At 43.0% G+C, this 15,970-nt stretch carries 9 protein-coding genes; 8 read left to right on the top strand and 1 reads right to left on the bottom strand.

The features are described from left to right. The first annotated feature begins 79 nt into the window (after nt 1-79). From LDN30_RS11695 to LDN30_RS11680, 4 genes are all read left to right on the top strand, one after another. On the top strand, nt 80-1,984 hold the full coding sequence (locus LDN30_RS11695; protein ID WP_223929590.1) for an IS1634 family transposase: 1,905 nt from the start codon (nt 80-82) through the stop codon (nt 1,982-1,984). A 97-nt stretch (nt 1,985-2,081) separates the two neighbouring features. After that, the gene (locus LDN30_RS11690) at nt 2,082-2,381 is read left to right on the top strand and encodes a hypothetical protein (protein WP_223929589.1); all 300 of its coding nucleotides are present in this window, start codon (nt 2,082-2,084) and stop codon (nt 2,379-2,381) included. 42 nt (nt 2,382-2,423) lie between these two features. Continuing rightward, nucleotides 2,424-4,484 carry an N-6 DNA methylase gene (locus tag LDN30_RS11685; protein ID WP_223929588.1) on the top strand — a complete coding sequence of 687 codons (2,061 nt, stop codon included), beginning with the start codon at nt 2,424-2,426 and terminating at the stop codon, nt 4,482-4,484. 130 nt (nt 4,485-4,614) lie between these two features. After that, nucleotides 4,615-5,814: an IS4 family transposase gene (locus tag LDN30_RS11680; protein ID WP_223925691.1), complete on the top strand. Its 1,200-nt coding sequence runs from the start codon at nt 4,615-4,617 to the stop codon at nt 5,812-5,814. Nucleotides 5,815-6,329: 515 nt separating this feature from the next. Here the strand turns inward: LDN30_RS11680 and LDN30_RS11675 are convergent. Further along, entirely contained in the window at nt 6,330-7,634 is a 1,305-nt protein-coding gene (locus LDN30_RS11675) for an IS1380 family transposase (RefSeq protein WP_223928390.1), read from the bottom strand. 157 nt (nt 7,635-7,791) lie between these two features. Here LDN30_RS11675 and LDN30_RS11670 point away from each other — a divergent pair, with 157 nt between their 5' ends. The 4 genes from LDN30_RS11670 to LDN30_RS11655 are packed head-to-tail and all read left to right on the top strand — an operon-like array spanning nt 7,792 to nt 15,660. Beyond that, entirely contained in the window at nt 7,792-9,390 is a 1,599-nt protein-coding gene (locus LDN30_RS11670; RefSeq protein ID WP_223929587.1) for an N-6 DNA methylase, read from the top strand. Next, on the top strand, nt 9,377-10,522 hold the full coding sequence (locus tag LDN30_RS11665) for a restriction endonuclease subunit S (protein WP_223927747.1): 1,146 nt from the start codon (nt 9,377-9,379) through the stop codon (nt 10,520-10,522). The genes LDN30_RS11670 and LDN30_RS11665 overlap by 14 nt, the downstream gene beginning before the upstream one ends. Before the next feature lie 3 nt (nt 10,523-10,525). Then, on the top strand, nt 10,526-13,837 hold the full coding sequence (locus tag LDN30_RS11660) for a type I restriction endonuclease subunit R (protein WP_223927749.1): 3,312 nt from the start codon (nt 10,526-10,528) through the stop codon (nt 13,835-13,837). A 44-nt stretch (nt 13,838-13,881) separates the two neighbouring features. After that, nucleotides 13,882-15,660 (top strand): GmrSD restriction endonuclease domain-containing protein, encoded by a 1,779-nt coding sequence (locus LDN30_RS11655; protein WP_223927750.1) that lies wholly within the window; start codon nt 13,882-13,884, stop codon nt 15,658-15,660. Nucleotides 15,661-15,970 lie beyond the last annotated feature (310 nt).

Here is a 15,970-nt window from a genome sequence, read left to right as displayed (position 1 = left end):
TAGGGGTTTGCGTGGTCAAACTGCTCAAAATCGCAATGTAGAACACAGCAATGTCGTAGGGATTGCTTATCTTTGCGGCATGAATTTTACGTCCCAAATACGTTACAACCCACAGACGTGTAAAGACGAGAAGTATTACCGTCTGAAGGAGTCCTATCGCGATGCCAGCGGTAGGGTATGTACTTTGATATTGCTCAATGTCGGGTTTATACATGACCTATCCCCAGAGCAGATAAGAGATGTTGCGCGTGGACTGACGTATCTGTACAATCACCAGAAGGATGTCCAACTTTGGGATGAGAAACTGCAAGGTTACTCGGAAGTGGTTCGTGACAGAGTGCATGCGTACTGGGCCAGACTTGTCGAGGAGGAAAAACTTGATATTGTGGGCAACGCCTACGAGAGAAGCAAGTCCAAGGCCAGGAAACGGATAGATGTTGACACTATGAGGCATACAGACGCAAGGGAAGTCGGCTGCGAATGGCTATGCCTGCAAACGATTCGTAAACTTGGTCTGGATACATTTCTCCGTTCTTTGGGATGGTCTGAGGACAAGGTGAAGGTCACTTTGGCCCATCTTATTACGAGGGCGGCCTATACTCCGTCCGAATTAAAGTCAATATCCATTATAAAAGAGAACTCTGCAGTGTGCGAACTCCTTGACCTTCCTATGGCCAAAATAACTCCAAGGAGGATATATCGAGTTGCCGATGACCTTTATTCCATAAAGGATAAGCTTGAGAAGTATCTTTGCCACAAGACCGACGACCTCTTCAAACCGACCAACCGCATTATGCTCTTCGATCTCACCAACTTTTATTTTGAGGGACGCAAGACCGGCAGCAAGAAGGCTGCCTTTGGCCGTTCAAAGGAGAAACGCAGCGACTGCAAGCTGCTTGTCCTCGCGCTATGCATCAATACTGACGGCTTCATACGTTACAGTGCGGTACTGGAAGGCAATACCGCCGATCCAAAGTCACTTCCCAACATGGTGGACGAGCTTATTGCTGAGAATCCGGCCAAATGTCCCGATAACGAGGGAGTGCTTGTAGTCATTGACGCAGGTATCTCAACTGAAGATAACCTCAAGACTATAAGGGACAAAGGATACAACTATCTTTGTGTATCCCGCAAAGCTCTTACCGAATACACCACCCCCGAGAATGCTCCCAAAGTCACAGTTTGCGATTGCTTGAAGCGCGAGATAACGCTTCAACGCGTAACAACGGCCAAGAATGACGACTGTTACCTCAAAATAGACTCTCCTGCAAAAGCGTTGAAGGAAGAATCCATGAACCGCAAATTCCGTGAGCGTTTTGAGGAAGGGTTGAAAAAAATCAGAAAGAGTACCCAATCAAAACACGGGATAAAAAACTACGGCAAGGTACAAAACAGGATCGGTGCCCTGCAAGGAAAATATCCCTCTATAAGCCGATATTACAATATAAAAGTTGAGGATGACGGACACGACAAAGTCGCTTCTATGACATGGGAGGTCAACATCCCGGACAAGGTGGAATACGGAACATACTTCCTCAGAACCAATGTGAAGAAATTAGATGAGGAAACGACCTGGAACTACTATAATCTTATACGTGAAATAGAATGCTCCAACCGGCAGCTCAAAACCGACCTCAGCCTCAGGCTCATATACCACCAGACTGACAATAGGGCAGACGCACACCTTTTCTTAGGGCTGCTGGCTTACTGGATAGTAAACACCGTGCGCCATCAGATGAAGGTTGCCCGGCGAAAGCAAGGCAAGGATGAGCATGGGCGGGAGCGTTCGACACCGTACTGGTCGGAGATCATGCGGATCATGAAGACTCAAAAAGCAGTTACTACCACAGCAGTAAATGCGCTTGGAGAGGCTGTCGAGACCAGACTGTGCAGTGTGCCTACAGATAGTGCAGCTGAAATCTACGAGTTGTTGAAAATCAGTAAAGTGCCATTTAAAAAAATAAAAATCTGTAGAACACAGTAGGACTTTTTAAAAACACTAAATTGCTGATACAGAACAACTAAGCAAAATACGATGTCAAAGTTGGGTTAAAGCCCTCGGTCTGAACAAGAATACAAAAGTGACAATCGTTGCTCATACAATCAAGTCTACTACTCACGACAGGAAGATAGTAACCAACTATGACTATCTGCAGTCGGGTGTAGGATTCAATGTGATCGATGAGAGCGGCGTTGAAAAAATCGCTATTGGGCAAGAACAGAGCATCACTGGTGGCCTGGACTCACCGGTCACAGTAAGGATGCTACAGGTGCAACAAGTTCAGTGGCTAAAGGATATCTTTGAGAAAAAGAAAGGCATGAATGTGCCTTGCGCATTTATCGTCGGAGACAAAATTAATAGATTATTTTTAGATCAGTGAAGATACAGTGCACAAATAAGCTGTACCTTTGTAAAATAAAATATGGAATATAGACAGGAACTTTTTGAGAATCTGAGAAGGGTTGGATGTAAACTTCAGGAGTTCATCCATCTGAATGGTACCTCCATGGGTATGGAGGTCTACCCCCTTATATTCTTGCGCATCCTCGATAATTTATTATCAAGGAAGGCTATCGATATGAGAAAGTTCTATGAGAAGGAAAATCAACATCTTCCTGCTAAAGAACTCGAGGATGGATTGAAAGCCATTTCCGAGTTACCTTTCTACAACATCTCTGGATATACTTTATCCGATATTACGAAAGATGGTAATACAGCTTTCAAGCTACTCAATTATATTGAAGGTTTTAATGACGAGGTTCGTCAGATCTTCGCATTGTTTGATATTAATCACAGCATCAGTGTCTTGAATTCGAAAAATATTCTGAAAGGCGCTCTAAACATCATACTGTCTTTCAATATCGGAAATGAATCTATCACTGGCGACGAGTATCGCCTCATTATAGAGTATTTTACAGAGCAACTCACCCTTACAATGGGGAAAGAGTTTGGAGAGATGTCAACACCCCACGATATTTCCGAATTGATGGCTGCCATTTTGACTTCGCCGTATTATAGATCGTTAGCAAGACGTCGTTATGCTAGTTCTGCAAGCATATATGACCCAACTTGCGGAACTGCAGGAACACTCTATGCTGTAAAAGATGCACTCACTTCACAATTTTCCTCTCGTGATGTAATGGTTTATGGACAAGATATCAACCCAAGAAATGCGGCTGTTGCTAAAATATTGTCTTTACTCACTGTTGGAACTACTGATAATATCCAGTTGGGTGATACATTAACTGCGGATAAGTTTGAGGGGAGAAAATTTGATTATGTGGTAGCTAATTTCCCTTTCAATATGGCCATCACTCACGATCAGGATCTGTTTAGCTTTGACCCAAAGTACAGTATCGCTTCATCGAAGAATGGTAACGTTTATTTTGTTCAAAATATTCTTGACCATATGAACGAGACAGGTAAGGCATGTTTTGTCGCACCTATGAGTTCTCTTACTGCTGGCGACTTTGGAAGTGGCGAGAATAGTCTCCGCAGGTATATCATTGAAAATGACCTGCTGGATTGTGTCGTGGCCTTACCAAGTAAGATGTTTCCTTCTACAAACATCTCTACCTGTTTATGGGTGCTTTCCAAGCAAAAAAGAGTTTCAAATAGAAAAGGAAGGGTGTTTCTCATAGACGCAAGAGATATGTTCTCTACAGACAGCGCAAAGCGGAACATCCTGACAAATGGTGCTATCAACAAGATTGTTTCATTATATCAGAACTACAGTAATACGAAGATTTCAAAGCGTGTTTATAATAGTGATTTAGGAGAACTGTTATTGTCTGTCAACCAGCCCCAAAGAGACTATGATGGTGAAATCATCTTCAAAGACGGAGAGAAAGTAGCCAATAAAGATAAGCAGATAACAGAAGTGGCTCCTCTTTCTGTTGATGCAAATCATTACTTCGAGGAGAGAATTCTTCCTAATGTAGACGAGGAATCTTGGATTAACTTTTCAGGGACGAGGATAGGCTACAAGATTAGGTTTAACGACTTTTTCAAAAAAGATCAAGAAGAGATATCCTCCTCTCAGGCTCTTGATGCTCTTGATAAATCTCGTAAGAGAGTCAATACGCTAAACCAAAATTTAGTTGAGTGTCAGAATAATCTTAAAGATATTCAGCACGTCGAGGGCAAGGAAATAAGACTAAAATTTGTCAGTACCATTCAATCGGGAACACAAGTGAGCCCCCAGAACTTCATAATTGATGGTGGAGCTTACCTGTTATGGGTTAGTACCATTGAGAATGGAAAAATAAACTTTCAGAAGTGTAAGCAGATCACTGAAGAAACAATGATTAAGAAGAAATGCGTCATACTTCAGGAAGGTGATATCGTTATTAGCACGACTGGAACTGTAGGGAAGGTTGTGGTGATACCGAAATCTGACAAGCCTATTGTTATGGGCAAAGGGCTTGTAAGGGTCCAACTACTCGACAACAATATAGATTCCAAATCACTAGTGTCCACTTAAATCCTTTAACATTCGCTTAAACTGCCCTTAGGTCAGACATTTACAAGCATATACTTTACGTGTACTTTTCAATTTTGTACCTTTGCATGGCTATAGTCAAAAGTTACAAATTGTAAGTACATCGTAAAATATGCACAAAGGTCAGTTCATCTTCACTCAGGTCTGCAAGTTCTTGCCCAAACGAGCTTTTGATTGTCTTGTAAATAAATATGATGGCAATAAGTGGGTAAAGTCATTCACTTGTTGGAATCATCTCCTTGTTTTGATATACGGTCAACTCTCCAATAGAGAAAGTCTAAGAGACTTGGTGACATCACTCGCTCCCTTTCGTAATATGTTTCATCACCTCGGGTTTGGAGCCAACGTAACGAGGAGCAACTTGTCCAAAGCTAACGAGCAACGCGACCCAAGAATATTTGAGGAGTATGCACTCAAACTTATATCAATAGCAAGAGAGAAACGCACAGGCTTAAAGGACTTCTTCATTAGCAACAATGTGTATGCGTTTGATTCTACCACTATATCTTTATGTTTGTCTGTGTTTTGGTGGACGAAGCTTCATCACGGAAAAAGTGGCGTAAAGGTACATACACTATTTGATGTCAAGAACAGCATTCCTTCGTTTGCCATAATCACTGGCGCGGAAATACACGACTCGCAAGTCATGGATCAGATTCCATATGAGGTGGACAGTTTTTATATCTTTGACCGTGCATACATGGACACAAAGCAATTATATGCCATTGACAAGGTTGGGGCATTCTTCGTTGTGAGAGAAAAACAAAGGATGGTTTACGAAGTAGTAGAAGATAAGCGATACAACAATCCTAAGACGGGGGTCATGTCAGACACTTTGATTAAGCTTACCGGTCAAAAGACCAAGAAGCAATATTCTAAGCCATTGCGGAGAATCGTATTCTATGACAAAGAAAAGAACCGTACCTTCGTTTTTTACACGAACAACATTGAGGTGTCAGCGGAAGACGTAGCCCTGCTGTACAAATACAGATGGAGCGTTGAGCTCTTCTTCAAATGGATGAAGCAGCATCTACGCATAAAGGAATTCTATGGCACGACAGAGAATGCAGTAAAAATTCAAGTATACGCAGCTATCACAACCTATTGCCTTGTGTCTATCATAGAGACAGAAATGGCTGAGGAAATGACAACATACGAGGTACTAAGAGTCTTGTCGACTTCACTACTGATAAAGATGCCACTGAGACAGCTGTTAAGCAGTTGTCAAGAAGAATTACTTCTTGAAAATAAACGTGAGATAATTAACACCAACAAATATATTCAGTTAGAAATACCCTTCGACGAATGGTAAGTTACAATCAGTAAGCAAAGCCGAATGTTAAAGGATTTAAGTGGACACTAGTGATTCCAAATATTTGTCATTAGTTCTGGACTCACCTTTATTTCAGAAGTTCGTTTCTGACAATAGTAAAAGCACCGGAATGCCCTACCTCTCTAACAAAATACTGGGAGAGTTTAGTTTCATTCTGCCATCATTGACAGTTCAAAATCAACTGATCAATTCTGTGGGCAGATACAATGACCTTGTTAGACAATTAGAATTCGCTTTGTCAGAAGAACAAATTGCGGCCAAAGCATATCGTAATGCTTTGCTTAAGAAGCTCTTAACGACAGAAGATAAGAATTAAATTGATACCTCAATTCCGCAACCCTACTAATAGTCTCAGGCCATTGCGGTCAAAACCGCCCAGAATGCAATTTCTCTTGTTCAAACTGGCTTTTTGCCATATCCTAACTGATATGAGCGTACAAAGCCCCCTTACCCCCATTAGGGATATTACATTGTTAACCTCCAAAACGTTTGGCTCATCCGTAGCTGGCGTTGAAAATGGTCCAGTAGTGCAACCATCTGTTCTTAGTGTAGATATTCAGAGTCCATTGCCTGGCGACACGGACCCATTTAGCCGGAACAACAATGAAGGCAAAGACAAAGCGCTTAAGGCGACTTTTCATGTCTATACCGGGAAAGATTGCGCTGACCTTTGACAACAAGTACTGATAGAAATTCTTCAGCATGGCGGTAAAGAGAAGGAACACCGTGTTGTCCTCCATGGTTGAGAACGGGAGATGAGCCCAACCGAAGTCGTTATTCTGAACGTCGAAATTTTTCTCGCAGGCGCCTCGCTGATTGTACTTGTCAATGACTTGTTCTTCAGTGCTGTTATGGTCGCTGGTCAGTATGGCGCGGTACATATATTCCATGCCGGGCAGGAACCGCTCTCCCTGTTCTGCGTCCATCTTGGTGCGCTGCACTACAAGCCGTAAATGCCAGTCGGAAAGGAATTCGGTGAATTCAAATGATGCGACGTCCATATCCTGGCCATTTACCGACGTGTGACGCCAATCCTTGCACTGTTCATACATCTGCCTGCGGTCAGCACAGCTGCTGGCACGGAGGTAAAACGTCTCTGTCCGAAGAAAGAGCTCCTCAACAAGTTCCTTGATGAACGAGCCGCAATCGGCACGGAACATGCGCACATAAAGTCCGTGAGCCTCGATATTGTCCAGCATGCGTGTCAGCTCTTCCACTTGCTCAAACTTGACATTCGAGTTGCCCTGCCTGTTTTCAATGCCGATTATCAGCGGACCGGATGTCATCACGCCCGGGAAGTAGCCGCGCTGTTTTTTATAGGAATACAGCGCGTCGCTTTTCTCAGCGGGGATGAACTCGTTGTCAAAGTCGACATCAATGCCCTGACCCTTTTTCATAAGGCCAAGCAGCAATGCCATGTCAAGCATCAAGGAATTTAGTTTCATGGCAGGATCATGCGCATATACGTTGCCAGCTTTACTCGTATAGGCTATACTCATGGCACTCAGCTCCTTCAGCCCACGGGCGATGGTGTCAGAACTTGGTATCCTCGCATCTGGGGCAGTGCTCAGATACTTGTTCAATATGGTTGTAATATCCTCTATGTGGTCACCGCCACAGAGATATATGCAGAATAGCGCAAGCATGATATCGCTGTACTGATAGCCATAGTTCGCACAGCGGAGATTAAGCCGCCCGTCTACCAGTTTGTCCAGTCCTGCGCGTTTAAATTCGTTCATAGCATAAAAAATTCCGCCGTAGGGGACTATGTTATCATATTTTATTGCTACTTTTGCCATGTCATTTAGAATTGAACTATTTTTGTTTTGACACCATAAAGTTAGTGAAAATTCTGCAAATGGCAAAACTCTGGGGAACTTATTGTTCCTCAGAGACTTATAAAAAATATTAATAAAGAATTACGCAATTAGTTGCGGAATTAAGGTGATAATAGATATGGCTAAGAAGAAAGCAACGAAAGAGAAGACCAAGAGTCTTGAAGATATACTCTTCGCATGCCGTGATGCATTGCGAGGCAAGGCACAGATGATAGACAAGCGAGACGTATTGCTTACGCTTGTCTTCCTGAAGTTTGCCGGATACAACTTTGAGCAGCAGCAGAAGGCTATTGCCGAGGATGCAGAAAAGACAATCCCTGGTGATGAGAACTTCAAGCAGATGATGCTCAATGAACGAAGCAGCTACGACAAGGCTGGGGTGTTCTGGCTCGATGAGGACTGCCGATGGGAGACGCTGCGCAACCTCGACCCAACGGTGATGAATGTGGAGTTTGACAACTGTCTGCGTAAGCTCGATAATACAGAACCAAAACTGAAAGGAACATTCCGCCTTGGCCTCTTTACGCAGGCCAACCTCGAGCCGCGTATCATCAAAGCCGTCGTGGACCATGTTGATGAGATAGACCAGTCTAAGTTTGATGTCAATCATGATCTGATAGGTCGCGTCTACGAGTACTTTCTTCAGGCTTTCTCCATCAACTCGGATAAGGAGGAGGGCGAGTTCTATACACCTCAGAGCGTCGTTGAACTGATGGCTAATGTCCTTGAGCCTTTCGATGGTACGCTTTATGATCCTTGTTGTGGTTCTGGAGGTATGTTTGTTCAGAGCGTACGGCTTATCGCCAGCAAAGGTGGCAACACAAAAGCCGTGAATGTATATGGTCAGGAGAGCGAACCGGCAACTTATCGCCTTGCCAAACTGAATCTTGCCGCCCGTGGCATCAGTAATGATCTTGGAAAGAAACCGGCTTCCACCTTCACTGACGATCAGCATAAGGGCAAACGCTTCGATTATATTATGGCGAACCCACCGTTCAATCTGAAGAACTGGCGTGGCAATGATGAACTCACCGATGACTATCGCTGGGACGGTTATGCAGTGCCACCAGCATCCAATGCTAACTATGCTTGGATCCTGCATATCGTCTCCAAGCTCTCTGCTAACGGTAAAGCGGGCTTCCTGCTTGCCAATGGTGCACTGTCGGGAGAAGGTGTAGAACTGGAGATACGCCGTAAGCTGATTGAGAATCATCTCGTTGAAGGACTTGTAATTCTTCCTCATAAGATGTTCTATTCCACAGACATTAGCGTTACCTTGTGGCTTATAAACAAAAATAAGCATGCTCGTACTGCCCGGCAGAATGGACGAATAATCAGCTATCGTGACCGCACTGATGAGGTTTTGTTTATGGACCTCCGTCAGTTGGGCGAAGTATATGACAAGAAGTTTATCCGATTCTCAGAAGAAGAAATTCAGAAAATATCCCAAACTGTTCATCAGTGGCAGATTGTCGATGGTGACTATCATAACGAGGATGGGTACTGCTATTCTGCGACTATTGACGAAATAGAAAAGCAGAATTGGTCGCTCGTACCAAGCAAATATATCCCATTCAAGAGCAGTAAAGAGATAGTGGATTACGACACGGAGATGAAACAGATACAGTCTGAACTATCTTCACTACTGTATGAGGAAGAAGAAAGTCGTAAGGCTGTTGAAGAAGTTTTTAAGAAGCTAGGTTATGACATCATATAAAAGACTTGGGGAATTCATTGAGCCGATAGATGAAAGAAACAGCGACTTGAAAGTAAAATTGGCACAAGGAATTAATAATAACAAATATTTTCAAGCGCCAAAACAAGTTGCAACTAATTCGAGGGCTGACAAGATAGTTCGTACTGGTTATTTTGCCTATAATCGTGCAACAACCCGTAACGGCGATAAGATATCAATAGCTTACCGCCAAGGGCCTGACTGCACTGTATCTTCCGCATATCAAGTGTTTCGGATCAAGAATAAGAAACTTCTGAATCCCAAATATTTAATGATGTGGTATAAGCGTCCTGACTTCGATCGCTACGCGTTATACATGTCAAAAGGAAGTGCTCATGAGTTCTTTAATTGGGAAGAAATGTGCGATGTAATGTTACCGGTTCCTTCCATTGATGAGCAGAATCGCATTGTAGCAGAATACGAGGCTATAGATAATCGTATTTCTGTCAACAAGCGGATTATTGAGAAGCTTGAGCAAACCGCTATGACTCTCTATCGACATACATTTGTCGAAGGAATAGATCAAGATAATCCGCCAGAAGGGTGGGAAGTAGGGCATATTTCTGACTTGGGTGAAATTGTAAGTGGCGCAACACCTTCTACAGAGCATCCTGAGTACTGGACCAATGATGGCATTCATTGGCTTTCCCCGGCTGATTTGTCAAAGCAAAATAAAAAGTTTATTAGTAGAGGTGACAGAGATATCACTGAAGCTGGATATAAATCAGCCAGTACTAGAATGTTACCAACCGGATCAGTACTCTTTTCTTCTCGAGCTCCAATAGGATTATTAGGTATAGCAGTCAATGAAGTTTGTACAAATCAAGGATTTAAGTCTATTATACCGAAGAAAGAAATCGGGAATGGATATGTGTATTATACGCTAAAGCATATGAAGGAGATGATCGCGTCGCAGAATACAGGCTCTACTTTTGCTGAAGTCTCGGGAAAAACATTAGGACAATATTCTGTTGTCTTACCACCCCAAGGACTTCTTGTTGATTTCCAAAGCATAATAGAAAAACTCTTTAGATATCAATATTCACTGGAGAAAGAAATAAGTATATTGTCGACCGTTAACAGTTTAAGACTAAATTCATTAGAAAAGAAATAGCTTATGACCGGTAAATATTTTGAGAGCGATTACGAGGAGGCCTTCATTGATCTGTTGCAGCAAGAAGGCTGGGAATATAGTTATGGTGAGGATATCCATAGACCCTTCACTGAACCGTTGCTTTTGGAAGATCTCGAAGCTTTCCTCGACAGCAAATATCAAGATGACCAGTATTTCTCCGCCGAAGATATGGCGCTCATTGAGGCAAAGTTAGAGAACATCAGCGGAACGACCGACTATGCTGCCAACCGCAATGCCTATTTGCTGTATACTAACGGTTTTGACTATCACTATGCCGACGGTCGGCCAACAATACATCTCAGCCTCATCGACTTTGAACATCCCGAGCGTAACATCTTCCGTTGTGTCAACCAGTTTGAGTATCATCAGGGCGATGAGAACCGCCGTCCGGACATCATGCTTTTCATCAATGGTATTCCCGTCGGTATCATTGAACTGAAGAATCCTACAGACGAGAACGCAACTATCAGTGATGCACATGATCAGATTACAATACGCTATCGCCGTGATATCCCTTCACTTTTGAAATACTGTTCACTTGCCGTCATCAGCGATGGCAGCAATAGCCGTCTGGGTACCATCTTCTCACCATTCGAGTATTTCTACGCATGGAAGAAGGTAGAGAATGACGATAATCCAGCCAAAGCTCTCGATCAGTTGCGTACGCTGGTTAAAGGCGCATTGTCACCTTCAAGGCTCTGCGAGATACTGCGGGACTTCGTCTATTATCCTGATACCAATGACAAGGAAGACAAGGAGTTGGAGATCGTCTGCCGCTATCCACAGTTCTTCGCCACACGTAAGCTTCGTGACCATATCCTACAGCATCTCCACAGCAGAGGTGGTGATGGTAAGGGTGGTCATTACTTCGGTGCCACAGGCTGCGGCAAGACCTATACGATGCTTTTCTTGGCGCGTCAACTGAAGCTGCGTTGTCTGAACAAGGTTGACAATCCAACGATTCTTCTTATCGTGGACCGGGAAGATCTGGAAGATCAGAGTACGAAACTCTTTGTTAACTCCAAGACTTATCTTGCCGATAATAATATCAAAGCCTTCGAGAGTCGTGACGAATTGGAGAAAGAACTGAGGGCACTGAAAGGCGGTGGTATGTATATCACTACCATTCAGAAATTCACTAGCTCTACAGGTCTCTTATCCGACCGTTCGAACATCATTTGCTTTAGTGATGAAGCACATCGTACTCAGGACAATATAGGCTCTCATCTCAAGGTGAATGCCGATGAGAAGAAAGGTGAGGTTGGTGCATTCATCACCTATGGTTTTGCCAAATATCTACGTGACGCCCTACCACGGGCTACATACGTCGGTTTCACAGGAACGCCAATTGATGAGGTGGTACATGTGTTCGGTGCAGAGGTAGACCGATATACAATGAAGCAGAGTGTTGATGATGGCATCACTGTGCCTATCTATTATGAAGGCCGCATGGCAAAGGCAAATCTTGATCCCGAAAAGGTGAAAGAGATAGAAGACTATTATGCCAAGTGTGCCGACGAAGGTTCTACACAGGAGGAGATAGAGAAATCGAAAAAAGCTATGTCTTCTTTGGAAATCATAATTGGCGACAAAAACCGCTTGGAGCGCGTAGCCAAAGATATCATTGGTCATTGGGAGAAACGCTTGTTCGACCAGCCCGAGCAGCTGCAGAAAGCTATGATCGTCTGTGCCAACCGCAAGATTGCTTTTACGGTATATAACATCATTGCTCAGCTCCGCCCCGAATGGGTAGAGCCAAAGAGGGCTATGGACGAATCTAAATACACAGAGAAGGAGTTGAAACAGCTGGAGCCTGTGGCATACATCAATCTTGTGGGAACTCAGGGAGCTAACGACAAGAAAGAAATGTATGATGCCTTCGGTGATAAAGATCATCGCAAATGGCTCGACAAGCAGTTCAAGAATGAGCGAAGCAACTTCCACATCGCCATCGTTGTCGATATGTGGATTACCGGTTATGACTGTCCGTCGCTCACGGTGATGTACAACGATAAGCCACTGCAGAAACATACGCTGATTCAGACCATCAGCCGCGTGAACCGTAAGAGCCCAGGAAAGGACTATGGACTTATCGTCGATTATCTCGGCATTCGCGAGAATATGAAACGGGCTCTTAAGATGTACGGCAACGAACAGGAAAGCAACGAAGATGAGATAGAGAATACCTACAAGGTGCTGAAGAATGAGATCAGCATCCTTTGCGAATTCTTCCATGGCTTTGACTTTACTCCCTTCCTTGATCCTAAGTGTCAGCCTCTCATCCGCCTGCAGTGTTTACAGAGCGCCGTAGAGTTTGTGTTGTCACTGACTAAGAACGACAAGAAAGATCCGGAGCCTAAGACAGTATTTCTCGCTCATGTGAGGAGACTGAAGAAAGCCTTTGAGATATGCAATCCTGCCGGTGTACTTACCGAAGAGGATATTGCATATAGTCAGACATTCATGGCTATTAGTTCTTATCTCAGAAAGATATCAGACAGTCAGAAATCTGCTGCCCAAATGAACCGTGATGTAGAGAAGATGGTGGAAGAGGCCCTGCGATTTAATAATGTCGAGACCATCCTGCACATTAACTCTGAAGAAGATATCTTCGGTGATGCTTTCATGCATGAACTTGACGACGTGAAAATGCCGAACACAAAGTTCCAGATCCTCGTCAAGATGCTTAAACGTGCTATCAAAGATTATGCTAAGACAAATAAGGTGAAAGCTGAACACTTTGCCTTGATGCTCCAACAGGTTGTCGATGAATATAACGATCGCAAGATAGAGCAAGTCAACAAGACCGTCAATGGAACCCTTGATGAGATCAATGGCATGATACATAAGAAGGTGGATGACCTTACAGAGAAGCTAAAGAACATCTTCAAGGAGTTGAAGACTGACCGCCAGGCTTTCAAGAAACTCGGTATCACCTTCGAAGAGAAGGCATTCTATGATATTCTTGTTGATATCCGTGATCGGCAAAAGTTTGAATATCCAGACGAAAAATGCAAGAAACTCGCCTCAGAGATCAAGAAGCTCATCGATAACAATGACTTCTATGCCGACTGGCTGAATAACTATAACATCAAGGCTCAGCTGAAGAATGACATCATCAAGACTCTATATCTAAATGGCTTTCCACCTCAGTGGGATAAGGAGGTCTATGATCGTGTACTCTCTCAGGTTGAGAACTATAAGGAGTATCACAAAGAAAACCATTATAAGCCAAATCAAGAGGAGGGCGACAGCTATGCAATGGCTGCGGAACCAGGACCGGCAGGGAAATAGCTCCTGGGTTATAGGTATTAAAATGGAATCATAAATGACGAATTATGGCAAAGGAATTATTTACCCCAATAAACCGACATATCGGAGATCTACTCAATGATGTGGAAACAGGCCGTATCGGCTTGCCAGATTTGCAACGCCCATTCGTTTGGAAGGACAATAAGGTAAGAGACTTAATCGATTCTATGCTGAAAGGATTTCCAATAGGCTTTGTAATGCTTTGGGAATCACCAGTTGACTTTGGCAACACAAGACATATAGGTAGTAACAATAAGGACTACAAGTCGCCTCGTGATCTCGTCATTGATGGTCAACAGCGCCTCACTGCATTGTTGGCTGCGGTTAAAGGTGTGAGGATTAAGGATTCCAAATATAAAGAGCGAAATATCAGAATAGCATATAATCCTAGAACCAAAGAAGTGCAGGTATGGTCCCAGGCTTATGAGCGTTCTCAGGAATGGATCAGTGCTATCAGTGATGTCTTTGCAGCTAATGATAATCACACTATACCGACGTTTCGCAAGCATTACATCAAGCAGCTTAACGAAAAATTAGTAAGGGATGGGTTGCCGGAACTTTCCGATGATGATGAACTTTCGATAGAGAACAATATTAATGACCTTCTCAACCTTGCAGACTACACACTTCCCACATTGGAGATCAAAGCGAATGCCAGTGAGGAAGATGTAGCTGAGATTTTCGTGCGTGTAAACTCTGGTGGTCAAAAACTTACAGAGAAGAACTTTATCGAGACATTGTTGTCTGTATATGATAACAGTATTCACAAGAAGATCAATGATTTCTGTAGGGATTCTCGTATCCCTGCTGATGGAACTTCATATAACCATATTATAGAGGTTGATCCCGTGCACGTTATTCGTACGACGGTTGGGTTGGCTTTTAAGCGTGCACGATTGAGATATGCTTACATGCTCCTGAGAGGAAAGGATTTGCAGACAGGTAAATTCTCTAAAGATGTCCAGGAGGAGAACCTAGAGAAATTTAGAAACGCCCTTGATATTGTTATGAATTTGAATCTGTGGCATAACTTCCTTAATTTGGAAGCGGATTCTGGCTATCTTAAGAGCTCTCTTATTTCTTCTGACAACGCCGTCGTTTTCTCTTATCTTCTCTTTCTTATAGGTAAGACTGAGTATAAAGTTTCATCAATGGCTTTAAAACAGATTATACAAAGATGGATCTTTATGGCCAATATCACTGGGTACTACACTGATTCTCCAGAGTCTAAGGTTGAGAAGCAACTTGCGGATTTGCGTTCAGTCAGCACCCCGGAGGGATTCGTCGCTTACCTTGATTCAGAAATTAGGAATGTATTTACAGACGATTACTTCAAGTATACTCTGCTGAATGACCTTGTAACCTCTTCTACTTCTTCACCGATATGGTATGGATATGTTGCTGCACTTAACGTGCTAAACTATCCAATGCTTTTCAGTACGACACCAACCTCCAAATATTTCATTGTAGGAGCCAGTGGTAAGAAGTCAGCTGTTGATATTCATCACATCTTCCCAAAGAATTACCTTACATTGATTGGGTATAGCGATGATCGTGACAGAAATCAGATAGCAAACTTCACTTACCTCGATTACTCGACTAATATTGACATATCAGATAATCCGCCTGATACTTATGTTGATAAATATAGAAAGAGGTTCGGTGAGGAAGGCTACAAGAAAGCATGTGAACAGAATGCTCTTCCAGAAGACTTCGAAAAGCTAGAGTACCCTGTCTTCTTGAACAAGAGACGTGTGCTCATGGCTGGCCTGATTAAGAAGGCATATGAAGAATTGTCTAAGTAGGTTTTAGAAAGCTACAATGCTTTGTCAAAGTATTGTGGCTTCCTAAAATTGACTAATAGTACAAAATATTGAGTATTACAAAATCAAAATGGCTATCCTATGGACTATTATGATTTTACTTTTCAGAAGGAGTATATTGGTTTTTGGAGCCTAGAGCCAGGAACTGGAGAAAAAATGTTAGCCCAAGTTTGACGCTCTAATGTTTTTTTTCAGAATTTTTTCCAGTGTTTATAGGGGTTTGCGTGGTCAAACTGCTCAAAATCGCAATGTAGAACACAGCAATGTCGTAGGGATTGCTTATCTTTGCGGC

Source organism: Prevotella lacticifex, assembly GCF_019973375.1.
GTDB lineage: Bacteria > Bacteroidota > Bacteroidia > Bacteroidales > Bacteroidaceae > Prevotella > Prevotella lacticifex.
Note: the sequence above shows the minus strand (reverse complement) of the source record. Positions and strands in the feature narration are given on the sequence as shown.